Annotated in this window: 22 protein-coding genes and 1 tRNA gene; 11 read left to right on the forward strand and 12 right to left on the reverse strand. The window is 35.2% G+C overall.

All coding sequences use genetic code 11. The features are described 5' to 3' along the window. The first annotated feature begins 26 nt into the window (after window positions 1-26). Window positions 27-716 carry a lysoplasmalogenase family protein gene (locus M0M57_RS12745; protein ID WP_248433408.1) on the forward strand — a complete coding sequence of 230 codons (690 nt, stop codon included), beginning with the start codon at window positions 27-29 and terminating at the stop codon, window positions 714-716. 64 nt (window positions 717-780) lie between these two features. Then, window positions 781-2253 carry an IMP dehydrogenase gene (gene guaB, locus M0M57_RS12750; RefSeq protein WP_248433409.1) on the forward strand — a complete coding sequence of 491 codons (1473 nt, stop codon included), beginning with the start codon at window positions 781-783 and terminating at the stop codon, window positions 2251-2253. A 340-nt stretch (window positions 2254-2593) separates the two neighbouring features. On the opposite strand, the gene M0M57_RS12755 is transcribed toward guaB, so the two are convergent. Beyond that, a tRNA-Pro gene (locus tag M0M57_RS12755) sits at window positions 2594-2671 on the reverse strand. 174 nt (window positions 2672-2845) lie between these two features. Here M0M57_RS12755 and trxB point away from each other — a divergent pair. After that, a complete protein-coding gene (trxB, locus tag M0M57_RS12760) occupies window positions 2846-3793 on the forward strand; it encodes a thioredoxin-disulfide reductase (protein WP_248433410.1) in 948 nt (315 codons plus the stop codon). Between the two features lie 124 nt (window positions 3794-3917). Here the strand turns inward: trxB and M0M57_RS12765 are convergent, their stop codons facing one another. From M0M57_RS12765 to M0M57_RS12785, 5 genes are all read right to left on the reverse strand, one after another. Continuing rightward, complete coding sequence (locus tag M0M57_RS12765) at window positions 3918-4754, reverse strand: GIN domain-containing protein (protein ID WP_248433411.1); 837 nt, start codon at window positions 4752-4754, stop codon at window positions 3918-3920. Between the two features lie 202 nt (window positions 4755-4956). Then, the gene (locus M0M57_RS12770; RefSeq protein ID WP_248433412.1) at window positions 4957-5697 is read right to left on the reverse strand and encodes a head GIN domain-containing protein; all 741 of its coding nucleotides are present in this window, start codon (window positions 5695-5697) and stop codon (window positions 4957-4959) included. Then, complete coding sequence (locus M0M57_RS12775; RefSeq protein ID WP_248433413.1) at window positions 5694-7433, reverse strand: PspC domain-containing protein; 1740 nt, start codon at window positions 7431-7433, stop codon at window positions 5694-5696. The genes M0M57_RS12770 and M0M57_RS12775 overlap by 4 nt, the downstream gene beginning before the upstream one ends. 5 nt (window positions 7434-7438) lie before the next feature. Next, window positions 7439-7768 (reverse strand): PadR family transcriptional regulator, encoded by a 330-nt coding sequence (locus tag M0M57_RS12780; RefSeq protein ID WP_112086973.1) that lies wholly within the window; start codon window positions 7766-7768, stop codon window positions 7439-7441. Between the two features lie 90 nt (window positions 7769-7858). Next, window positions 7859-8284: a DUF4870 domain-containing protein gene (locus M0M57_RS12785; protein WP_248433414.1), complete on the reverse strand. Its 426-nt coding sequence runs from the start codon at window positions 8282-8284 to the stop codon at window positions 7859-7861. Between the two features lie 143 nt (window positions 8285-8427). Between M0M57_RS12785 and M0M57_RS12790 the strand changes: the two genes are divergently transcribed. Then, window positions 8428-8883, forward strand: coding sequence for a DUF4442 domain-containing protein (locus tag M0M57_RS12790; RefSeq protein ID WP_248433415.1), 456 nt, complete (start codon window positions 8428-8430; stop codon window positions 8881-8883). 95 nt (window positions 8884-8978) lie between these two features. Further along, window positions 8979-9884, forward strand: coding sequence for a TIGR01777 family oxidoreductase (locus M0M57_RS12795; protein WP_248433416.1), 906 nt, complete (start codon window positions 8979-8981; stop codon window positions 9882-9884). A gap of 52 nt (window positions 9885-9936) precedes the next feature. On the opposite strand, the gene M0M57_RS12800 is transcribed toward M0M57_RS12795, so the two are convergent. After that, complete coding sequence (locus M0M57_RS12800) at window positions 9937-10596, reverse strand: YceI family protein (protein ID WP_248433417.1); 660 nt, start codon at window positions 10594-10596, stop codon at window positions 9937-9939. Window positions 10597-10780: 184 nt separating this feature from the next. Between M0M57_RS12800 and M0M57_RS12805 the strand changes: the two genes are divergently transcribed. After that, window positions 10781-11365, forward strand: coding sequence for a nucleotide exchange factor GrpE (locus M0M57_RS12805; RefSeq protein WP_248433418.1), 585 nt, complete (start codon window positions 10781-10783; stop codon window positions 11363-11365). Window positions 11366-11435: 70 nt separating this feature from the next. Then, window positions 11436-12548, forward strand: coding sequence for a molecular chaperone DnaJ (dnaJ, locus tag M0M57_RS12810; protein WP_248433419.1), 1113 nt, complete (start codon window positions 11436-11438; stop codon window positions 12546-12548). A gap of 337 nt (window positions 12549-12885) precedes the next feature. Here the strand turns inward: dnaJ and M0M57_RS12815 are convergent, their stop codons facing one another. Then, on the reverse strand, window positions 12886-13512 hold the full coding sequence (locus tag M0M57_RS12815) for a hypothetical protein (RefSeq protein WP_248433420.1): 627 nt from the start codon (window positions 13510-13512) through the stop codon (window positions 12886-12888). 494 nt (window positions 13513-14006) lie between these two features. Between M0M57_RS12815 and M0M57_RS12820 the strand changes: the two genes are divergently transcribed. Beyond that, the gene (locus M0M57_RS12820) at window positions 14007-14300 is read left to right on the forward strand and encodes a hypothetical protein (protein WP_248433421.1); all 294 of its coding nucleotides are present in this window, start codon (window positions 14007-14009) and stop codon (window positions 14298-14300) included. A gap of 11 nt (window positions 14301-14311) precedes the next feature. Further along, window positions 14312-14605 carry a hypothetical protein gene (locus M0M57_RS12825; RefSeq protein WP_248433422.1) on the forward strand — a complete coding sequence of 98 codons (294 nt, stop codon included), beginning with the start codon at window positions 14312-14314 and terminating at the stop codon, window positions 14603-14605. Window positions 14606-14660: 55 nt separating this feature from the next. Here the strand turns inward: M0M57_RS12825 and M0M57_RS12830 are convergent, their stop codons facing one another. The 3 genes from M0M57_RS12830 to clpB form a co-directional block, all read right to left on the reverse strand. Further along, a complete protein-coding gene (locus tag M0M57_RS12830; RefSeq protein ID WP_248433423.1) occupies window positions 14661-15836 on the reverse strand; it encodes a TlpA family protein disulfide reductase in 1176 nt (391 codons plus the stop codon). A gap of 114 nt (window positions 15837-15950) precedes the next feature. Continuing rightward, window positions 15951-16352 (reverse strand): energy transducer TonB, encoded by a 402-nt coding sequence (locus M0M57_RS12835; RefSeq protein ID WP_248433424.1) that lies wholly within the window; start codon window positions 16350-16352, stop codon window positions 15951-15953. A gap of 312 nt (window positions 16353-16664) precedes the next feature. Then, window positions 16665-19268 (reverse strand): ATP-dependent chaperone ClpB, encoded by a 2604-nt coding sequence (gene clpB, locus M0M57_RS12840; RefSeq protein WP_248433425.1) that lies wholly within the window; start codon window positions 19266-19268, stop codon window positions 16665-16667. Window positions 19269-19529: 261 nt separating this feature from the next. On the opposite strand from clpB, the gene M0M57_RS12845 reads away from it, so the two are divergent. Continuing rightward, window positions 19530-20795 (forward strand): WD40/YVTN/BNR-like repeat-containing protein, encoded by a 1266-nt coding sequence (locus M0M57_RS12845; RefSeq protein WP_248433426.1) that lies wholly within the window; start codon window positions 19530-19532, stop codon window positions 20793-20795. Window positions 20796-20874: 79 nt separating this feature from the next. Further along, a complete protein-coding gene (gene ytxJ / locus M0M57_RS12850) occupies window positions 20875-21264 on the forward strand; it encodes a bacillithiol system redox-active protein YtxJ (protein WP_248433427.1) in 390 nt (129 codons plus the stop codon). Between the two features lie 237 nt (window positions 21265-21501). Here the strand turns inward: ytxJ and M0M57_RS12855 are convergent, their stop codons facing one another. Then, a complete protein-coding gene (locus M0M57_RS12855) occupies window positions 21502-22683 on the reverse strand; it encodes a hypothetical protein (protein WP_248433428.1) in 1182 nt (393 codons plus the stop codon). Between the last annotated feature and the right edge of the window lie 300 nt (window positions 22684-22983).

Raw genomic sequence — 22983 nt, forward strand, 5'->3', positions numbered from 1 at the left:
GCAAAAAGTTTTTATACATTTGGTCGATGAATAAGCAAAAACCGGCGTTGTACCTGTATCTCATATCCAGTTTATTGGTGGTGATTGCCGTACTTTTCGATTTACAGGAATTAGAATTATTTGCGAAACCAATCGTAATTCCGGCGATTTATTTTTATTATTTACAACATCGATTTAAGCGAATAAATTGGTGGTTTTCCGTTTCGTTGTTAGCTTGTTTTGTGGGTGATATTTTGGTTTTACTCGATCCTGATTTTGATGTTTTATGGATAATTCTCTGCTTTTTTATTAGTTATTGCATTCTGATTAAATTCGGAATTGATGATTTAGTTCCGCAAAAACTTTCGCTTTCTAATATTGTTTTAGGAGTTTTGATTGTCATTTTCTTATTATTTGTCTTATTTTCTATCATCGATTTAATTGAACCGGAATCCACAGAACGTTACATTATCTTTTTGTTTTACGGATTTACATTGCTGATTCTCACGGTGCTTTCATTGATTAATTTCTTTTCAGAAGCTTCAAAAGCGGCATTGTATTTTTCGATTATGGCTTTGTGTATCGTGATTTCTGACGTATTTTATTCGTTTTATCATTTCATTGAACCGATTGATATGTTTAATTACATTAATATTTTCTTCCAATTGGCAACCTATTATTGTATGGTTTCTTATTTTTTGGTTCGGATAGAAAAACCATCAAAATTTAACCGCTAATTCATCGTATTTTGTATCGTTAAATTTTGTATATTTGCACGCAATTTAACTACAAATTGCAACAATGAAAGCACACACAACAAAAATCATCGGCGAAGGTTTAACTTACGATGATGTTCTGCTGATTCCCAACTACTCTGAAGTTTTACCCCGCGAAGTAAGTATTCAATCTAAATTTTCCAGAAATATTACGCTGAATGTTCCAATTGCCTCTGCTGCAATGGATACGGTGACCGAAAGTTCGATGGCGATTGCGATGGCTCAAGAAGGCGGCATTGGCGTTTTGCATAAAAATATGTCCATCGAGCAACAAGCTGCGAAAGTTCGAAAAGTGAAACGAGCAGAAGCAGGAATGATTTTGGATCCTGTCACTTTACCTTTAACAGCAACCGTTGGCGATGCAAAAGCAGCAATGCGTGAATTTAGCATTGGCGGAATTCCGGTTGTGGATGAAAACGGAATTTTAAAAGGAATTGTGACAAATCGTGATTTGCGTTTTGAAAAGATAAACTCCCGTTCGATTTTAGAAGTAATGACGGCTGAAAATTTAATCACAGCTGAGGAAGGAACGACTTTGCAACAAGCAGAAGGAATTTTGCAACAAAATAAAATTGAAAAACTTCCGGTGATTGATAAAAACTACAAATTGGTTGGGTTAATTACCTTTCGGGATATTACAAAACTGACTCAAAAACCAATTGCCAATAAAGATAAATTCGGTCGTTTGCGTGTGGCTGCTGCTCTTGGCGTAACGGCTGATGCGTTAGAACGTGCTACAGCTTTGGTGAATGCCGGTGTGGATGCGGTTATAATCGATACAGCTCACGGACATACGCAAGGTGTGGTAACGGTTTTGAAACAAGTGAAAGCTAAGTTTCCAGATTTGGATGTGGTGGTTGGAAATATCGCTACACCCGAAGCGGCTTTATATTTAGTTGAAAACGGAGCTGATGCCGTGAAAGTTGGAATCGGACCAGGTTCAATTTGTACCACACGAGTGGTTGCCGGAGTTGGATTTCCACAGTTTTCTGCGGTGTTGGAAGTCGCAGCTGCCATTAAGGGTAGCGGAGTTCCGGTGATTGCGGATGGCGGAATTCGTTACACAGGAGATATTCCGAAAGCGATTGCTGCCGGAGCCGATTGTGTGATGTTAGGTTCGCTATTGGCCGGAACAAAAGAATCGCCTGGTGAAACTATTATTTTTGAAGGAAGAAAATTCAAATCGTATCGCGGAATGGGTTCGGTGGAAGCAATGCAAGAAGGTTCAAAAGACCGTTATTTTCAAGATGTGGAAGATGATGTGAAGAAACTTGTTCCGGAAGGAATTGTAGGACGAGTTCCATACAAAGGAGAATTAAACGAAAGTATGCAACAATTCATTGGCGGTCTTCGTGCCGGAATGGGTTATTGTGGAGCAAAAGATATTCCGACTTTACAAGAAACAGGCAGATTCGTTCGAATTACAGCGAGTGGAATAGGGGAAAGCCATCCGCATAATGTGACGATTACTAAGGAGGCTCCGAATTATTCGAGGTAAAATTTTTATTAAAATTATATTTATAGAGTCTAAGCCCACGGTTAAAACGTGGGCTTTTTTTTAGTTTTTCATAAAAATATTATTTGCTAGCAACATAATCCCAGCCCACGGTTTAAACCGTGGGCTATTTTTACCGAAAACAAAAATCCCTCCCACATCGTGGAAAGGATTTTGGTGGTCGGGGTGGCAGGATTATTCCATGAACCTGAATTAAGGAAATGTTGCTCACCAAAATCCTTTGAGCTTTGCTCTGAGTTATTTTTTTGTTTTCCAACCTTACAAGCAAACTTGACGGTTCAGAAAACAAAAAATCCCTCCCACATCGTGGAAAGGATTTTGGTGGTCGGGGTGGCAGGATTCGAACCTGCGGCCTCCTGCTCCCAAAGCAGGCGCGATAACCGGGCTACGCTACACCCCGCAAAAGAAATAAATTTTCTCTATTAGAGGGTGCAAATATACTATTAAAATTAGTTTTACCAAACCTAATTTTAAATAAAATTATACTATTCAAAAATTATTAAAACTAATCAACAATTAAGAATTAATTTTTATTTAAAACTTACATTTGCATCGAAATTTAGAAATCAAAATTATGTCTGATACAATAGAAAAAGTTAAGTGCTTAATTATAGGTTCCGGTCCTGCAGGTTATACGGCTGCAATTTATGCTGCCAGAGCCAATATGTTTCCGGTTTTGTACCAAGGAACGCAACCCGGTGGTCAATTAACAACTACCAACGAAGTTGAAAATTTTCCGGGTTATCCTGATGGCGTGACCGGACCGGAAATGATGGTTCAATTACAGGAGCAAGCCAAACGTTTCGGAACGGATATTCGTGATGGTTGGGCAACCAAAGTTGATTTTTCGGGACCGATTCATAAGGTTTGGGTAAATGATACGAAAGAAATTCATTGTGAAACTGTAATTATTTCTACCGGAGCTTCGGCAAAATATTTAGGATTACCATCGGAACAACATTATTTGCAAATGGGTGGTGGCGTTTCTGCTTGTGCCGTTTGCGACGGATTTTTTTACAGAAATCAAGAAGTTGTAATCGTTGGAGCAGGTGATTCGGCTTGTGAAGAAGCTCATTACTTATCAAAATTATGTAAAAAAGTAACTATGTTGGTGCGAAGCGAGAAATTCCGTGCGTCAAAAATTATGGAAGCAAGAGTTCGCAAAACTGAAAATATCGAGATTTTATTAAATACCGAAACCGTTGAAGTAAAAGGTGACGGACAAGTTGTAACTTCCGTTTTAGTAAAAGAAAGAACTACCGGAGTGGAAACTGAAATTCCTGCTACAGGATTTTTCGTTGCCATTGGTCATAAACCAAACACCGACATTTTTGCAGATTATTTAAAACTAGACGAAACCGGATATATCATCAACGTTCCCGGAAGAGCATTAACCAATGTAGAAGGTGTTTTTGTTGCCGGAGATGCTGCCGATCATGTTTACAGACAAGCCATTACTGCAGCCGGAACCGGTTGTATGGCAGCTTTGGATGCTGAACGTTATTTGGCAAGTAAAGATTAAATAGAATTTAATATTCTAAAAAAATAGCCACGAATTCCACTAATTTACACGAATTAATTTGTGTAAATTAGTGGAATTCGTGGCTTTTACTTTAATTATTTGTGTTCAGAAAATTGACTGAAAGTTATTTTAATAGTTTTTTGTTGAGTGAAGATTCGTCTGCAAATCGTTTGATTTCGATAGTTGCATTTCCATAAAGAGTTGTTGCGGATTTACCTGAAGATTCTAAAACAAGTTTACTGGCTACTTGAACACTGTTTTTTGAACTTCCTTCTGTGATGACTGAAGCGGTTTGAGCTACTAAATTTTTTCCAATAAAATCGGAGCTGTTATCCATTCTTAGTTTTAAATCGTTGATGTCGCCTTCGATGTTGGCAGCTGCTTTTTGATACATATCGCATTTAAAATTAGAAGAACGAACTAAGGCTTTTACGTTTGTATTTTTGCTTAATTCAAAAATAGCATCATCGGATTTTAGGTTGATTTCAATTTTTGATTTATCGTTGGCAATCAAAGTAAAATTGGCACAATCTGCATTTAAAAATAAACGTGAATCGTCATAGCATTTGAATGTAACTTGGCTAAGTTTTACATCGGCTAGGGCTGTTACATTGGCATCGCCTTTGGCAACCAGCATTTTAAAACTATCGGTGTAGGTTATTCGGATACTGGTTTTTTTTGCTCCGGAAATATTGTGCACTAATCCGATGCGAAGGGTTGTTCCATTTAGTTTGATGTCAAAGGATTCGTGCGTGTTGTCGTCTGCTTCAATTTCGATGGAAGGTTGATCGCCTTTTACGATAAAAACATCAATGTCGTCTTCTACTTCGAGGCTGTCGAAGTTGCCAATTTCTTTTTGTGAGATGGTTACAATTTTAGAGGCTTTGAGTTTTTCTTTTTTTTGACTCCATGTTACGGTGGAAAAAAGAATAGCTGCGAATAGGATTAGAAATTTTTTCATTTTGATGTAGTTTATAAAGCAAATATAAAAAAACATCCCGATTTTTAAACGGGATGTTTGTAAAGATATGATTTTTTGCACGCTTTTAGTAGCCTATAGTTCACTTTCTAGCCCTGACCGACCGGTTATCCCACGCTTTTGCGTGGATAATAGGGAGGGCAGGAACATGGATGGCATAGAAGCCCAAGCCACTCGCTCCTAATTAATTTGAACGAACGGATCCACCAGAAGAGGTTACTTTGGTCACGGTTTTGGGTGTGTTGTGGTATTTTATATCGCTTCCGCTCGAAGCTTTTGCGTCTAAACTCAAGATGGGATGCACATCGATGGAGCTGCCGCTGGACGATTTGGCAGTCACATCGTTGGTGAGCAATTCGTCGGCTTCGATGTCGCTTCCGCTGGATGATTCTGCTTCGAGTTTTAAGGCTTTTCCTTTTACTTCGATTTCGCTTCCGCTACTGGAGTCGCAAGTAAGTCTTTCGGCTTCTACGGTTAGTTTTATTTCACTTCCGCTGGATGCTTTTGTTTCGAGTGAGCTCACAACGAGAGTGTTTTTACTTTTTATAGAAGCTCCGCTGGACGTTCTAAGCGATTCGATGTTTGGCAACGACACAAAAACGGTTTTGGATTTGGTGTTTTTGACACTTTTTTCCATTGCTATTTTTAATGTTCCGTCTATAATATTGGTTGTGATGAACTCGATAATGTTGTCATCGGCTTTTACTTGGATAGATTTTGAATCGCTTTGCGTTACTTCTACATCGATTCCGTGTGATACTTCGATGTTGGTGAATTCACCGGTTACGGGTCGGTTTACCGTTGTAACGTTTCCGCTTCCTTTGACAGCATCGCCTAAATCTAAACTAAATTGACAGGATGCAAACAAAAGAGCTGTGATTAATGCAACAACTGTTTTGGTAAGGTAAACGATAAACTTGATCATGGTTTGTTTGTTTTTATGATTACACCTTCTTTATTGATTTCTAAACCTTTGAATTTTCTTTTTTCTTCTGATTTATTGGTCTCTTTGATATGTATGCCATCGGTGCTGATTGTTACAGTTGAAGAAACTGAATCGTCTGTTGCATCTGTTTCAACATCGTTGTATTCGTTTTCTTCAATCGGACAGTTCAGGCACTTGATTTGCTCTTTGGTCACTTTATAGATGTAGTCCTCTGAGCTGTAATGCAAATTGAAAAAGCCATTGTTTGATGAATCAAAACGTTGTACAGTGCTATCGGGTCTTAGAATTGTTCCTTGTGGCAAGTATAAATACAATTCAACTTCCTGACTTCTGTATTTGTTTTTTAAATCGGTAATGAAATAATTGTCTAAAATTAATTTATTTCCTTCAAATTTAAAAGCATAATTTATTTTTTCTGCTCTTTTTTTGGCTTCAGTCATTGATTTTCCTTCTGCTCTTTTTTCAATTTGCAAATAGGGTTGAGCTTCGTCAGTATAAATCAATTCAATACTGATTTGATTTGAATAGATGATGTCGTTACCGTTTTCATCTTGCGTTACTTCAAAATCATTGTAATGAAAATCTTTAGCATAATAATCGTTGAATTTAAATTGAATATCCAACGTATCATTTGGCATTAGGTTCAGTGTTTCTTTTTGCACGATTTTTCCGTTGTAGGCAATTTCAGTGGCTTGTTTTATTCCGAATGAAATTAAAATTCCAACTGCAATTAACCATAACGCTAACAACGTATATTTTGCAACATTTCCAATTGATTTCATGTTTGTAATTAGCAGTTTTAATCCTAAAATAAGTAGGAAGAAAAACGGAATTCCGATTGCTAAAACACTTAAAATTACTACCAACCAAATTGGAAATTCGCTCACAATTACGGCATCATAATAACTTTGCCATGGCATATCTACAAATGTGGTTGAACCGAATGTAAATCCACCAATTAACACTCCACCTAAAACAAATATGGAAAACATTAGAATAATAGCTCCGATGAATTTAGCAAAAATGCTGAAAATGGTCATAAACACTTCTCCAATGGCAGAACCTACTTTTTCAGCTCCCGATTTTGCTGCGTTTCCCATTTTTTCGTAATCTGCATTTTCTACTTTTTCTGAAAAAGAGGCAAATTCTTCACGAACTTTTTTTTCGATGTTGCTCAAATTAACCGGTTCTCCGGTCATTTGAAGTTTCTCGGTCGTCGTTTGTGCTTTAGGGATCAAAATCCATAACAAAATGTAGAGAAAGATTGGAAATCCAACCCCGGCAATTACGATTAATACTAAGGCTAAACGAATCCACAAAGCATCAATACCAAAATAATGACCTAATCCAGCAGAAACTCCACCTAAAATGTTTTTATCTATATCGCGGTATAATTTTTTAGAAGATTTAGAAGTGGTATTAAAGTTAGATTGCGTAGCTTCTCCTTCTTCTTCAATTCTGTAATCTTCCGGTTGACCCATTACGGCGATCATAGCATCAACATCTTTGAGGTTGATTACTTGTTTGTCTGCTTCTTTGTTTTCGGTAAAAATTTCCGAAATTCTCATTTCGATGTCTTTCATAATTTCATCTTGACCGGATGAGTTTGAAAGCGAACGTTTTATAGCATCGAAATAACGATTTAATTTTTGAAAGGCATCTTCGTCTATGTGAAAGAATAAACCTCCTAAATTTATATTTACTGTTTTGTTCATGACGATTATTTTTGATTGGTTATGGTGTTCACAGCGTTTGATAATTCTCCCCAAGTGCTGTTTAGTTCGGTTAAAAATTGTTTTCCTATTTCGGTGAGGGCGTAGTATTTTCTAGGCGGTCCCGAAGTTGATTCCTCCCAACGATAGTTGAGTAATCCGTCATTTTTTAATCTGGTTAGGAGCGGATAAACTGTACCCTCCACAACCAACAATTTAGCGTTTTTCAAGGTGTCTAAAATTTCAGAGGTATAGGCTTCTTTTTCCTTTAAGACTGAAAGTATACAGAACTCTAAAACACCTTTTCGCATCTGGGCTTTTGTGTTTTCAATATTCATAATTCATGATAAGATTTTTAGTTTAACTAATTCGTTTTTTGATTTGATTGATTTGCCTTTCGGCGATGATTGATTTGATGATTGAAACTCTTATTTGATAAAATTAATGGTAAACGGATATTTGTAAACAGATCCTTCGTTAGCTCTCACGGTTCCTAAAATAACCAAAATGAATTCTGCAATGGTCCAAATTCCTAAAACGGATAATGAGATAATTCCGGCTGTGATTAAATCAATCGGAATAACATCGCCACCTGCATTTTCAATTTCGATGTAGTTTGCTATTGAGCCAATAAAAAAGATACCTAATACAATGGCAATAACTATACTGTATGCCAAAATACTTAAATGAAAATTGACAACTGCTTTTCCGTTTTCATCAACATACTCTGATTGATGTTTCTTTGTTTGCCAAATAATCAAGGGAACTACTATTCCTGCAAAAGGAATAAGATACTTTGCAAATGCACTTAAATGCAATAATGCTGCTGTTGTTTTTTCGTTTTGTGATGTCATAATTAAAAGTATATAATAATATCCTATGCAAATATATGTCTAAAAAAAGGTATTGTGTTACGCATAGTACTGATATTTAACATAAAATTAACAATTTAAAGTTATTGAAATAAAGCTTATATTTACCAAAAAAATCAGTGTTTATGCAGTTTACAGCCGGAAATATCAATACATTTTTATTTTTTAAATTACCTTCCGCTTTTTGGTGTGGCGTTCGAGCAAAATCGTTGGATAACGACCAATGTACTGTGACAGTCAAACACCGATGGTTTAATCAAAATCCGTTTAATTCGATGTATTTTGCTGTTCAGGCAATGGCTGCAGAGCTTTCAACGGGAGCTTTAGTAATGTATCAAATTAAGAAAAGTGGTAAAAAAATTTCCATGCTTGTAGCCAATAACAAAGGTAACTTTACCAAAAAAGCTACCGGAAGAATCACTTTTGTTTGCAAAGACGGACATTTAATTGAGCAAGCTATTCAAAGAACTATTGCAACCGGAGAAGGACAAACTTTCTGGATGAAATCTTTCGGAAGAGATGAAAGAGGTGATCAAGTTTCTGAAATGGAATTCGAATGGAGTGTGCGTTTAAAACAATAGTTTATTCCTTTTTGCCTTCTATGACAACCCTTAAACTAATCCTAATTAACTTTACTTTTAGACCGTTTGCCTGTAACTTTGTATAAAAATAAGCTATGAAAATATTAATCACAGGTGCTACTGGACTGGTTGGCAAAGAATTGATTGCCCTGTTATTAGAAAAAGGAAATGAGATTCATTACCTCACCACTTCTCAATCAAAAATCGAAAGTAAACCGCATTATCAGGGTTTCTATTGGAATCCGGATCAAAGTATTATTGATGAAAATTGTTTAATGGGCGTGGATGCCATCATTCATTTGGCCGGAGCAACTGTCTCCAAACGATGGACAACTAATTATAAACAGGAAATTATTGAAAGCCGAACGCTTTCGTCTAATTTATTATACACTTGTTTAAAAAATCATCCCAATCAAGTGAAACAAATTGTTTCTGCTTCTGCGATTGGAATTTATCCTGACAGTTTAAATCACATTTACACCGAAGAAAACAAATCCATTGATGATGGCTTTTTAGGTCATGTGGTGATGAAGTGGGAGGAAAGCGTGGATGTTTTCAGTCGACTAAACATCAAAGTTTGTAAACTCAGAACCGGTTTGGTCTTATCAAAAAAAGGAGGAGCTTTAACCGAAATGCTAAAACCAATCAAAATAGGATTAGGTTCTCCTTTTGGATCAGGAAAACAAGTGCAATCGTGGATTCATGTGGAAGATTTAGCTGCAATGTATTTCTTCGCCGTTCAAAACCAGTGGGAAGGTGTTTTTAATGGCGTAGCACCCAATCCGGTAACCAATGCAGAATTAACAAAAGCCATTGCTAAAACAATCAACAAACCATTATTTATGCCAAACATTCCGAAGTTTGCCATGAAATTGGTGTTGGGCGAAATGCACGAACTTTTATTTTCAAGTCAAAATGTGAGTTCGGCAAAAGCAGAGAAAAATGGATTTCAATTTCGATACCGCGATTTAGCCAAAACATTAGATAATTTGTTGTCATAAAAGAAGCTCCTCAATTGAGGAGCTTCTTGTTATTAGTAAGATGAATTAATAATTATTTTGTTGCAGTAATGCTAACTTTTAATTCGATTTCGTCGTTTACGAATTTATCTTTTAAATCGTCAAAAACAGATTTTGAAGCGTAGTTTACATTCCATTGCGTTCTGTCGATTTTGAATGTTTCACTGTTTAATGTTACATTATCTCCATCAACAGCAATTGTAGCAGGGAAAGAAACCGGTTTAGTAATTCCTTTTAAAGTTAAATTACCTGAAACAGTAGTAACGGCATCAACCGTTGCAACAGATGTAATTTCAAAAGTTCCTTCAGGGAATTTTTTAGTATTAAAGAAATGATCTGCATCTTCTTCTTTACCTAAACCTTTCAAGTGACCTTCTAAATCTTCTTTTCCGTCTGCGGCAGTTAAATCTAAAACAGTAATACTATTCATATCGATAGTAAAATTACCACTTTCAACTTTTCCGTTATTTAACGCTAATTCTCCTTTTGAAAGAGCAATTGTTCCGTTGTGTTTTCCGGCTGGTTTAGAACCAACCCATTCGATCGTAGATTTTGATGCATCAACAGTGTAAGTTGAAGCTTCTTCAGTTGCTACAGCTGCGTCAACGGCTTCAGTAGATTCAACTTTGTCATTTTTACAAGAAGTTAAAGATAGAGTTGCTAATACAACTAAGCTTAAAATGGTTTTTTTCATAGTGAATAAGTTTTTTAATTTTAACAAAAGTAGAAAACGAACAGGCACATTATTCTTAAAGAAATACTAAATTTTTTTATTTCAATTTTTGAATGATAAATTTAAAGCGAATATTTTACGCTGACAATTTGACATTTTTCAACAATTGGCAGTACTTTTGCAATCCAAAAAATCAAACAACAAAATGTTTAAAAAATTTTTTAAAAATATGAATCAGGAGAATACAGATAATATTGAAAAGGAGATCATTGAAAACGAAGTTTCAAACGAGCAAAATCTAGAAAATACTGAGGTTCCAACTATCGAAATATCAAACGAAGAAAGACTTGAACAAGACTTAGCCAAAGAAAAAGACAAGTTTTTACGCCTTTTTGCCGAGTTTGAAAACTTTAAAAAACGAACAGCCAAAGAACGAATGGATTTGTTTAAAACTGCCAATCAAGAAGTTTTACAAGCCATGTTGCCGGTTATGGACGATTTTGACAGAGCTTTGATTCAAATTTCTAAAAGTGATACCACCGAAGATCAAGTGTTGTTAAAAGGTGTGGAATTGATTCACGAAAAATTAAAATCAACCCTTGTATCCAAAGGATTAGAGCAAGTTGAAATTAAAGCAGGTGATGTTTTTAATGCCGATTTTGCAGAAGCGATTACTCAAATTCCTGCTCCATCAGACGATTTGAAAGGTAAAATTGTGGATGTAATTGAAAAAGGATACAAATTAGGCGACAAAATAATCCGTTTTCCAAAAGTGATTATTGGCCAGTAGGGACAGGTCGTGACCTGTCCGTACGAGGAAATAAAAAAGGGAAAAAAATAAAAATTTCGAATTATAGAAAATGAAAAAAGATTATTACGAAATATTAGGCATCTCCAAAAGTGCTTCTGCAGAGGAAATTAAGAAAGCCTATCGCAAGAAAGCAATCGAGTATCATCCTGACAAAAACCCCGGAAACAAAGATGCTGAAGAAAATTTCAAGAAAGCTGCTGAAGCGTATGAAGTGTTGAGCGATCCAAACAAAAAAGCGAAATATGATCAATATGGTCACGCTGCTTTTGATGGAAATGGCGGATTTGGCGGCGGTGGCGGAATGAATATGGATGACATCTTCAGTCAGTTTGGTGATATTTTTGGTGGTGGTTTTGGCGGTTTCAGCGGATTTGGCGGTGGCGGAGGTCAGCGACGAATGAAAGGAAGTAATTTGCGAATTAAGGTAAAACTTACTTTAGAGGAAATTGCCAACGGCGTTGAAAAGAAAGTCAAAGTAAAACGTAAAATCCAAGCTCCGGGTGTCTCTTATAAAACGTGCGGAACGTGTAATGGTTCCGGTCAAGTTTTGCGAGTAACTAATACAATTTTGGGTAGAATGCAAACCGCTACTACGTGTCCAACGTGTGGTGGAGCGGGTCAATCGATCAGTTCGAAACCGGCGGATGCAGACTCGCAAGGAATGATTTTGGAAGACGAAACGGTATCAATTAAAATTCCTGCAGGAGTTGTGAATGATATGCAATTAAAAGTTTCCGGAAAAGGAAATGATGCTCCGGGCAACGGAATTCCAGGCGATTTGATTGTTGCCATTGAAGAAATTGAACACGAATTTTTGAAACGTGAAGGCGAAAATCTTCATTACGATTTATACATCAGTGTGGCTGAAGCTGCTTTAGGAGTTTCTAAAGAGATTGAAGCCGTAGGCGGAAAAGTGCGAATTAAACTGGAAGAAGGAATTCAGTCCGGGAAGATTCTGCGATTAAAAGGAAAAGGTATTCCGAGTATTAATTCGTATGGAAATGGCGATTTGTTGGTGCATATAAATGTTTGGACACCAAAGACTTTGAACAAAGAGCAACGCCAGTTTTTTGAGAAAATGCTCACGGATGAGAATTTCATTCCGCACCCTGAAAAAACAGACAAATCTTTTTTTGAAAAAGTTAAGGATATGTTTTCATAATTTGAAAAAAATATTTACATTTGAACTTTACTAGGAAACTAGTAGATTCTTTTTCATAGCAATTTTTCCCATCCTTGTGCAAATAAGGGTGGGTTTTTTTTTGGTTTTTAGGTTTTTGTTTTTGCCACGAAGGAGGGAAGACACAAAGTTTTTTGGGAATGAGTTTTGGTGGGTTTTTGCTTGGAAGATTTACTTTCGTAAAACTGTGTTCATTGTGTCATTTCGACGATAGGAGAAATCACATAAAGTAGATAACGTGTGGTTTGCTAAGTGTGAGTTTAAGTAAATGCTCCGAAGTCTGGAGACGGAGAGCGGATTTTTTAGCTGTTACAAGAGTTTACTTTGCATTGTTCATTAACATTAAATTTATTTGTTCTGGGGTGAAAATATCAAGAAGACCTTTGTGAAGTTTATCTCCTGCTTTTTGAATTTTAGGAATTAAACAATCTATAATGAACAAGACTAATTCTTTAATTTCTAATAGGGTTTTACCTGAAAACCCAGCTTGTTTGTAACGCTTAAATCTAATTTGATTTTGTTCACCTTCTGGATTTTTATCCATAAGCATAAATGAAATGATTATTTCGTTTTCTGTATCACCTCTGTGAGCAATAAAATGATGTCGCATTTTCATTAACTCATTATGTGTTTTTAAATGTTTAGAGTGTTCTTTAAACAAATCAGTGGCTTCTAATTTAGCAGATTTAAAGTGGCTTGCGTCTGTGTAACACTTTCCATACAAGGTAATAATTCCATATGTTAATGAGGACTTCAAAATAGTTGAATGTTCTTTAGATGTTAATTCTTCTATATACTCAAGCAAAATTTCTAAATCTTGTTTCATCGCACAATATGCTACAAAATTTCTTGATAGAAATCCTGGAATAGCAAACATAAAATATTTATCCGAATATTCTTCCTGTGCTTTTTGAATAATTTCTTTTAAACGTTCATTTTTAGCCATAATGTTCTAGTAATTCTACCAAATTTATACATTGCCTGACAAAATCAGACTAATCAAACCAAAAAAGAGGATTGATATGACAAACATCATCTTTTATATTTCCGCTAATATATCAAATTTCCAACAAATTAACATTTCTCGTAAAACAATTTCAAAAAAACCAAATTCTCACCCTAGCACCCAACCCGCGTGAGGGATAGTAGCGGAAAGCCCGGAATGTAGCCGTAGCTTGCGTAGGCGAAATGAGGACTTGCAGCCGATAGCCCGACCCGGAGCTTGCGGAGGGGCACGCCCAATTAAATTAGTTTAAAAGTTTAAGGGTTTAAAAGTTTCAGGTTTCACGTTGGATGAGTTCAGAAAATAGAGTAATTTTTCTGAATTTTGATTATTCATTAGAAAATAATTAAAAAAATATCAATAAAAATATTGTTATTTAAATTTTTATGTTAAATTTGATTCCCCTTAAATCTATTATTAACCTAAATTGACTATTTATGGCTACTGTTTACGAATCCATCGAAAACGAGAAAATTTCTTCTCTCGTGTTCCCTAAGTCCGATGTTTTGTGTAGAAATGAAGCAATTCTTCAACGGCTCTCTGAGTTGAAAATGGCCTTAACATTCGGTAATCTTGATTATTTTAAAATTAAAATTTACTTTGAAGACAATCAGTCCAAGAAGGTTGTGGAAGCAAAAGTATGTGGTGTTACGAAAAACCGCGTAATTTTGACCCAAGGTATTGGTATTCCGATTAATAGAATTTATAGGACATTTAAATTTTATAATTAATAATCCTATTTATGATAGAAACTGCTACCACTTTCTTTGAGCCTATCGAGAAAGAGACGATTCAATTATTACATTTTCCGAAGGAAGATGTTTTAGAAGACAAACAATTAAAAAGAACCAGAATTGCCGGACTTTCACGAGCGTTGGCACTCGGCAATTTAGAACACATTAAGACCAAAATTTACTTTGAAGACGATTTGTCAAAACGGGTAGTAGATACTACCATTTGGGGAATTACAGACGACAAAGTGATTTTAAAACAAGGAACTATCATACCGATAAACAGAATCTATTATTCGCAATAGATCTCTAGTTAGTTTGTTAAGTTGAAACACCAACTGTGCCGGTTGGTGTTTTTTTTTATATTTTGTTTAGATTGGTAGTGTCTAATTTATGATCTGAATAAAATTTTGTAGCTACTTTTTTTAATTCGGCAAACCTTTTGTCTTCTTTCAATTTTTTTAAGCAAAGCAATTGTTGATAGTATAAGTCGGCCTTTTGTTCAACGTCCATTTCTTGCTTAGTTAGTTTTTCCAATTCGGATAAAATGGTTTGTAAAGTCGTTTTATCTTGTGTGAAATTGATGAAAATTTCAGTCATGTATAAAGTGGAAAAAAGGTTGTTTTTACTTTCTTCTAACAGCGATTGCATCAACAAAACAGCTTCGGAATGTTGATTATTTTTGATGAGCAATTGAGCTTCTTCTTCCCATAAAAAATCATTTCCACTTTTAGATAATCCTAATCCGACGGTATATTCTTTTGCTTTTTTGATTTGATTTAAATCCCAATTTGCTTTTTGTTTTTGAATGGATTCCAATACAATTCGCTCTAACACTTTAATTTCTTCACCACTTTTTGAACCTTTTTCAAAGTCTTTTAGGTTGGATCGATTTTGATACCAATAGATGAAAAATCCATTATCAATTGAGAAAACAGAATTTTTTAGAATCAAATAACTCTGTCGTGTGCCTAGATTTTGTTTGGGATAAATTTCGAATAATTCGTTTAAAATCAAATTGCCCAGTTCATCATCCTGATACAGCAGAGCAACATCAGCATAAGCATACAGCGTTTTGATGGTTCGGTCTCCGGCATCATATTTTGCTTTGAGACTTCCGGTTCGCTCTTCGGGATTAAGTGCCGTTTTACCAATGTTTAACAGATAGTTTACATCGCTTTTGGCTCCGGAATAGTGAATGAAATTTTTGTTTTGATCAAAAAACATAAAATACGGAACGCCTTGAAATTTTATTTTTGTTTCAGCCATAAAAAGACTGTCTTTTCCTTGCAATCCGCCTTTGGTGTTGATTTTATAATTGATGAAATTTTTGTTGTAAAAATCAGCCATTTCTTTGTTGGAAAACAATGGCTCTATGCTTTTGCAAATGGTACATTCTTCATTGTAATATTCAATAAAAACCAATTTATTTTCTTTTTTGGCTTTATGAAAAGCATCATCAACAGTTGTTTCAAAATTTACTTTTTGGCTGAAAGAAAGGTTAACTAAGAGAAGAAAAAAGAGTGAAATACGCAAAACAATTGTTTTAAAGTTGAATTACAAATTTAAACAATTGAGAAAGTTTTGAAGAAGATTTAGATTTTTTTTAACCTGATGAAATTTAAATTAAGTTGATTTTGATTGTCAGAATTAATTGATAGTGTAAACATATTGGCAACGCACTTGCTTTTTGTCTTTGACGGCAGGATACCAAGGTTCGTCAAACTTGGTGAATACTTTGATGGTTTGTGCTTTGTAATGAGCTGAGATAGAATTTAATACTTGGATGTCGGAGATGGTTCCGTCGATTTCTACAATAAAACTACATACAATTTTGGGAACTAAGGGTTCTTTAATGTCTTGCTTTAGGTTTCTTGCGATGTATCGTTGCATCGCATTTTCACCATACATTAATTTGGGTTTGATATCGACTTCGCTTTCCAAATAGACTTTTTCTCCGGAAACGGTGTGATTTAATTTTTTGGCATACTCCGCATTGGTTTGTGCAAAGGAAGTGAGCGTGAATGCTAATAGGCATATTAATAATTTCATACGTTTTGTTTAATGAATATAAAACTCAAATTTCGTGATAAAAGTATATAATTGCTGTGAATATTTTGATAAAAAAAACACCAATCCGTTTCCGAATTGGTGCTTTCCAATTAACTAATCAATATAAAAAAACTACTTACTTTAAAAATTATATTTAGCTATATTTATTTTGAACCACATAGAAACATAGGTTTTTGTTACTCGTAAAGATGTTTCACTCAATTTGAGAAAAGCATAGCTATGTGAAACCAATAATTGGTCTATCCGACACTTTTTCCCTATGTATCTATGTGGTTAAGTATAAAAACTCTTTTACTTTACTAATTCACTTTGGTTTCTAAAAACCAATTCGTTGTTGAAACTGTCGAGCAAAATAATGCTGTCGGTTTTTACGGTTCCGCTCAAAATTTCTTTTGATAATTTGTTTAATACTTCGCGTTGAATAACTCGTTTCACCGGTCTTGCTCCGAATTGTGGATCATAGCCTTTCTTCGCTAAATAATCAATTGCTTCCGGAGTGGCATCCATTGTGATGTTTTGCTGAGCTAACATCTTGGTGACACTTTTTAATTGCAAACCAACAATCTCTCGAATGTTTGCATTGGATAATGGTGTGAACATTACGATTTCATCAATACGATTGATAAACTCGGGACGAACGGTTTGTTTTAATAAACCTAACACTTCTACTTTGGCGGCTTCGGTTGCCGCTTCAATTCCACCGGAGAGATTTTCAAATTTCTCTTGAATAATATGACTTCCCATATTTGACGTCATAATGATAATGGTGTTTTTGAAATCGGCTACGCGACCTTTGTTATCGGTTAATCGACCTTCATCCAACACTTGTAATAATATGTTGAAAGTATCAGGATGAGCTTTTTCAATTTCATCTAATAATACTACTGAATACGGTTTGCGACGCACGGCTTCGGTTAACTGACCGCCTTCGTCATAACCCACATATCCCGGAGGAGCACCTACTAATCTACTTACGGCGTGACGTTCTTGGTATTCGCTCATATCGATTCGGGTCATTGCATTTTCGTCATCAAATAAATATTCGGCTAACGCTTTGGCTAATTCGGTTTTTCCGACACCGGTTGTTCCTAAGAAAAGAAACGTTCCGATGGGTTTTTTCATGTCTTGTAATCCAGCACGGCTTCTGCGAACGGCGTCGCTAATGGCTTCAATGGCTTCTTCCTGACCAACGACACGGTGGTGTAATTCGTCTTCTAATTTTAATAATTTATCGCGTTCACCTTGCAGCATTTTGGTCACGGGAACGCCGGTCCATTTGGCTACGACTTCGGCAATATCTTCACGGGTTACTTCTTCTTTAATCAATGAAGTTCCGGATTGATTTTCTTGCAATTGAATTTGTAATTTGTCCAAACGTTCTTGAGCTTCTTTGATTTTTCCGTAACGGATTTCGGCTACTTTTCCGTAATCGCCTTCACGTTCGGCACGTTCAGCTTCTAACTTGAAGTTTTCAATTTCAATTTTCACGTTTTGGATGTTATCGACAACTTCTTTTTCGGATTTCCATTTGGCAAAAATCTCGTTGCGTTCTTCTTTTAAATTGGCTAATTCTAATCCTAAAATTTTTAATTTCGATTCATCATTTTCGCGTTTAATTGCTTCAATTTCGATTTCCAATTGCATTATTTTACGATCCAACACATCCAATTCTTCGGGTTTTGAATTGATTTCCATTCGAAGTTTCGAAGCGGCTTCATCCATTAAATCAATGGCTTTGTCCGGTAAAAATCGGTTGGAAATATAGCGTTGCGATAATTCTACGGCAGCAATAATCGCTTCGTCTTTAATTCGCACTTTATGATGCGTTTCATATTTTTCTTTGATTCCACGTAAAATCGAAATCGCACTTTCAGTATCCGGTTCATCGACCATAATTTTCTGAAAACGTCTTTCTAGAGCTTTGTCTTTTTCAAAATATTTTTGGTATTCGTCTAAAGTCGTTGCACCAATCGCACGCAATTCGCCACGAGCCAAAGCTGGTTTTAAAATGTTTGCGGCATCCATCGCACCTTCGCCACCGCCGGCACCAACTAACGTGTGGATTTCATCAATGAATAAGACAATGTCGCCTTCGGCAGCAATGACTTCTTTGACAACGGATTTCAAGCGTTCTTCAAATTCACCTTTGTATTTTGCACCGGCGATTAGCGAACCCATATCTAACGAAAAAACGATTTTGTCTTTTAGGTTTTCGGGAACGTCGCCATCTACAATTCGGTGGGCTAAACCTTCAGCGATGGCGGTTTTACCAACACCGGGTTCACCAACCAACATAGGGTTATTTTTGGTTCTTCGGGATAAAATTTGCAATACTCTTCGAATTTCTTCATCACGACCAATTACGGGATCGAGTTTGCCGTTTTTGGCTAATTCGTTGAGGTTTTTGGCGTATTTATTCAAAGAATTATACGTTTCTTCGGCAGAAGCAGACGTTACTCGTTCGCCTTTTCGCAATTCAGAAATGGCGGCTTCCAAACCTTTTTCAGTTACACCTTGGTCTTTTAAAATCTGAGCGACTTTACTTTTGGATTTGAAAATGGCTAAGAGTAGATGTTCGATTGAAACATATTCATCATTCATTTTTTTAGCAATGATGGAAGCTTCGTTCAACATCGTTCCTGCTTCTCGGGAAAGCATAATTTCGCCCCCGGAAACTTTTGGAAAACTTAGAATCGTACTATCTAAAATTTGTGAAAACAAGTTGACATTCACATTCATTTTTTTCAAAATAAACGGAGCAACGTTTTCATCAACTTCTAAAATTCCTTTAAAAATATGTTCGTTTTCCAGTTGTTGCTGACCAAAACCTTGTGCAATTTGCTGAGCTTGTTGCAAAGCCTCTTGCGATTTAATGGTTAAATTTTTTAAATTCATAATACTGTATATTTTTTATCAGATGATTTCTAAATTGATTTTTAATATCTTTGTTGTGCTAATGTCAATATGTATTCCAATTCAAAAAAGAAGACAAAATGACTGATTTTTGAATGTTTACAGCTTGATTAGCGACAAAAAGTCTGTTTTTAAGACAAATTTGGAGACTCTTTTTAAAGAAGCATTTATCGTCAGAAATTTTCTGATTTTTATTAAAATTTTAATGTAAGTTTGTTTTACTATATTTTGATATTATTTGTTATGAAAAAATCATTTTTATTATTTTTACTTACAGTACTTCTTTTTTCTTGTTCAAAAGATGAAGTAGAACCTATAATTTCTTCAATATCAGAAATTTTACCTAGTAATAAAAAAGTAAGAATTGCAGATACAATTGTGTTTAAGGGAAGTAATTTAAGTGAAATTAATAAAATTGTATTTATATCACCAGAAACATCAGTAATAGCTCAACCAATTTATATTAATAATGATGAAATAAGAGTTGTTGTTCCTATTTTGCACAATGAAAATATAAAATTAAAATTTTTACCAGACAAAATTAGTACACCACAGATAGAGTTCAATTTAATTGGCACATTTGAACTTCGACCTAACGGTTTTGGCGGTGAAACTATTTCAAACGTCGAAATGATTGATGAAAATATTATTTATGCGGGAGGAGAGACTAAATTATTTAAATCTTCAGATGGAGGATATGAATGGATATATAAGCATAATTTCTATGAAGGTATAAGAGACGTCTGTTTTGTTGATGAAAATCGAGGTTGGGTTTCCACAGCAAAGAAAATTTATTTTACAAATGATGGAGGCACCACATTCAATATCGTTTTTTCATTTCCGGAATATGGTAATAATAATTATATAGCCAAAATTCACTTTAATTCTGTTAATAATGGTTACTTTTTGACTATTAAAGGGGATATTTATGAAACTTTAGATAATTTGAATTTTAATTTAGCGTACGACTGTCCCAACAATAATGATACAGGCAATTCTGTTGATTTTGATTCTTTAGATGTTTATAACAATTCGTTATTAGCTTATGGGTATGTTGGTAGTAATTATGATCCTACTTTGATAAAAAAGCATAACAACGCTTACAATTTTTCAGTGTTCAATGATCCAGTAATTTATGATTGTCAGTTAGTTAGTGAAAATAGGGGTTATTTAATTGGATTAAATGTAATAGGAGAATATAACTTTATTAAAAAAGTGTATTATTCAGATGATTTAGAAAATTGGATAGACACAGGTGCAACAACGCAAATGGAAAAACTTTATTTCATAAATAACGACGTTGGTATTGGTATTTCATCAGATGAAAATGCTCCAGGACCTCATTTAAAATTTTATCGTGTTTATGAAACCTTTGATGGAGGTCAAAACTGGAAATTAAGATATACCAGCAAAGGATATTTTGAAATTTGTAGAGATATTGATTTTTTTAACAAATCAGGAATTAGTTGTGGAACTAATAGGATTGTTCGCAAACATATTTTTGAATGATTATGTTTTTTTTGAAGTTTATTATATTTAGTAATAAAAGTGATTTTTAAATAGTTAATTCCATTGTATTCGTATTAAAATGAGTTTTTTTACTAATTTATTCGGGAATTCAGAAGAGGAAAATTCATCCAAAGCAGGATGGAGGATGCTAACCGATTTAGGTCAGCTTAATGAACTTATCGAATTATCCTATCAACAACCGGTTTTGATTTTTAAACATAGTACGCGATGCAGCATCAGTCGTTTTGCGTTGAAGAACTTTGAAAACGAATACGCTTTTTCAGAAGAAGATTTACAACCTTATTTTTTAGACTTATTAGAATACAGAACCCTTTCAAACGAAATTGCCAATCGATTTGACGTTATGCATCAATCACCACAAATCCTTTTGATTAAAAAAGGAAAATGTGTTTATGATGAATCGCACGATGGGATTGATGTTGGGAGTTTGAAGAGGATTTTGGGGTAGTTTACAGTCTCAGTCGCAGTTTTCAGGATTTAGTTATCACAAGGTTCTTCCATCAACTTGCTATTAAGATTTTTACAATTATCAGTACTTCAAAATTTTATTAATTTATCACAATAACAGCGACTGAGACTGTAAACTGCGACTGTAAACTGCGACTGTAAACTGCGACTGAGACTGCGACTGAGACTGCAAACTGCGACTGAGACTGCGACTGCGACTGCAAACTGCGACTGAAACTTACCTTCTAACCCTATTTCTACTAATAATATCCTTCAACTTCATTTTCAAATCCTCACCCGTATCATAAACCATTTGTTCGTTACTCGGAAACGGAACCGCTCTTCGTCCAAAATACGAAATAAATTGTTCGTCAAAAGCTCGTCGATCACCACGAACAGTGGCATAAATATGTTCAAAAATAAACTCGCTTGCTAACGGATACGCATTAATCAACTGATTGTTATTAAAGTCAATATAATCCACTTTCGCCGTCACTTGACAAGCTTTGAATTGTGTAAACTGATAAGCCGTTCCTTTCACCGTTATAAATTTATCTACTTTTATCGCGTTGCCTAAACTATCGCGAACAATATTTCCATTTGCATCCACCAGATTTTTTACACCGTCTTTAATCTGTTTTTCTTGCGTAACTTCTTTTTCGCGAATTTGTTCAGGCGAAATATTAATTTCTCTGAAATTCAAAATAATTCCGAAATCATACACAATTCCTTGCTGTCTATTGCTGTGATAAACCGTCCATTTATCGTTTAAACCATAGGTGCTAAAATCCAATAAATCATTTTGTAAACGAACCGGAATCATTATATTCGTCTCGTTTTTTGTGTAAACGTGTACAAAATCAGTTCCTTTAAAACGAGCTTCTTCCAACAAACTGTTCACATCTTTAAAGCCCGGATTAATCTGATTCAAATAAACCAAATCATCCACAATATTTCTTGCTTGTAGTTTATTTGCGGACTTCAACGCATTTTTTGAGTTCGTATACAAATAATTAGAGAGAGCATTTTTGCTGTCCACAATTTCAGTTGAATAATTCTCCATCGGAAAAATCGCATCCCTGCCTTCGTTCAATAATTTCAGCGGAAGCAGCGGCCGAATCAACTCCTGTCGGTTGTTTAAATTTATATAGGTGTTAAAAATTTTCTCCAAATTCGCCGGATTCGCATCTTTCGACCACGTTTCAATATTTCGCAAATCACGCTCTTTCGCTTTGGCAAATGCCTCCTCAAGCAAATAAACATAATCCTGCTTTCCTTTCGCATTTTTGTTGCCACGCAAGCCACTCACCGCAGATTGAATCGCACCGTCATAATCGCCTGAAGTCAATCTGTTAGTCGTTTGCTTCACACCACATGAAGCCAAAATAAGAAGTACAAGCAAAAAAGTAATTTTTTTCATCTGTTAAAATTTTAGCAAATATATTATTTTTTTGAAGCTAATCCGGCTTTCCGTTCCAAGCTTTTTTGTCTTGTTGTTTTTTTCTAAGGCAAAAAAAGAGCTTCCTTTGGTCGCTTTTTTTCGCCAAGAAAAAATACAACAAGACTGCAAAAGGCTTTCCACTACACTCCGGGCTAGAAATCTGTGCTATCAAAGAAGTAAAAGGAGAAAATAGAGAAAAGAAAATAGACGAAAGACGAAAGACAAAAGAAAGTAAGTAAGATATAATCCTGCATATCCATCTCGTCTCCCCCTCCTTCG

Origin of the sequence: Flavobacterium azooxidireducens (genome assembly GCF_023195775.1) — a bacterium.
Classification (GTDB): domain Bacteria; phylum Bacteroidota; class Bacteroidia; order Flavobacteriales; family Flavobacteriaceae; genus Flavobacterium; species Flavobacterium azooxidireducens.

Excerpts from the sequence above, each read along its gene's own strand:
- M0M57_RS12785 (WP_248433414.1), bottom strand. The coding sequence starts at position 8,284 with ATGACATCACAAAACGAAAAAACAACAGCAGCATTATTGCATTTAAGT.
- M0M57_RS12835 (WP_248433424.1), bottom strand. The coding sequence starts at position 16,352 with ATGAAATTATTAATATGCCTATTAGCATTCACGCTCACTTCCTTTGCA.
- M0M57_RS12855 (WP_248433428.1), bottom strand. The coding sequence starts at position 22,683 with ATGAAAAAAATTACTTTTTTGCTTGTACTTCTTATTTTGGCTTCATGT.
- M0M57_RS12795 (WP_248433416.1), top strand. The coding sequence starts at position 8,979 with ATGAAAATATTAATCACAGGTGCTACTGGACTGGTTGGCAAAGAATTG.
- M0M57_RS12845 (WP_248433426.1), top strand. The coding sequence starts at position 19,530 with ATGAAAAAATCATTTTTATTATTTTTACTTACAGTACTTCTTTTTTCT.
- M0M57_RS12775 (WP_248433413.1), bottom strand. The coding sequence starts at position 7,433 with ATGAACAAAACAGTAAATATAAATTTAGGAGGTTTATTCTTTCACATA.
- guaB (WP_248433409.1), top strand. The coding sequence starts at position 781 with ATGAAAGCACACACAACAAAAATCATCGGCGAAGGTTTAACTTACGAT.
- M0M57_RS12770 (WP_248433412.1), bottom strand. The coding sequence starts at position 5,697 with ATGATCAAGTTTATCGTTTACCTTACCAAAACAGTTGTTGCATTAATC.
- M0M57_RS12820 (WP_248433421.1), top strand. The coding sequence starts at position 14,007 with ATGGCTACTGTTTACGAATCCATCGAAAACGAGAAAATTTCTTCTCTC.
- M0M57_RS12800 (WP_248433417.1), bottom strand. The coding sequence starts at position 10,596 with ATGAAAAAAACCATTTTAAGCTTAGTTGTATTAGCAACTCTATCTTTA.
- M0M57_RS12780 (WP_112086973.1), bottom strand. The coding sequence starts at position 7,768 with ATGAATATTGAAAACACAAAAGCCCAGATGCGAAAAGGTGTTTTAGAG.
- M0M57_RS12825 (WP_248433422.1), top strand. The coding sequence starts at position 14,312 with ATGATAGAAACTGCTACCACTTTCTTTGAGCCTATCGAGAAAGAGACG.
- clpB (WP_248433425.1), bottom strand. The coding sequence starts at position 19,268 with ATGAATTTAAAAAATTTAACCATTAAATCGCAAGAGGCTTTGCAACAA.
- M0M57_RS12815 (WP_248433420.1), bottom strand. The coding sequence starts at position 13,512 with ATGGCTAAAAATGAACGTTTAAAAGAAATTATTCAAAAAGCACAGGAA.
- M0M57_RS12765 (WP_248433411.1), bottom strand. The coding sequence starts at position 4,754 with ATGAAAAAATTTCTAATCCTATTCGCAGCTATTCTTTTTTCCACCGTA.
- trxB (WP_248433410.1), top strand. The coding sequence starts at position 2,846 with ATGTCTGATACAATAGAAAAAGTTAAGTGCTTAATTATAGGTTCCGGT.
- M0M57_RS12790 (WP_248433415.1), top strand. The coding sequence starts at position 8,428 with ATGCAGTTTACAGCCGGAAATATCAATACATTTTTATTTTTTAAATTA.
- ytxJ (WP_248433427.1), top strand. The coding sequence starts at position 20,875 with ATGAGTTTTTTTACTAATTTATTCGGGAATTCAGAAGAGGAAAATTCA.
- M0M57_RS12745 (WP_248433408.1), top strand. The coding sequence starts at position 27 with ATGAATAAGCAAAAACCGGCGTTGTACCTGTATCTCATATCCAGTTTA.
- dnaJ (WP_248433419.1), top strand. The coding sequence starts at position 11,436 with ATGAAAAAAGATTATTACGAAATATTAGGCATCTCCAAAAGTGCTTCT.
- M0M57_RS12805 (WP_248433418.1), top strand. The coding sequence starts at position 10,781 with ATGTTTAAAAAATTTTTTAAAAATATGAATCAGGAGAATACAGATAAT.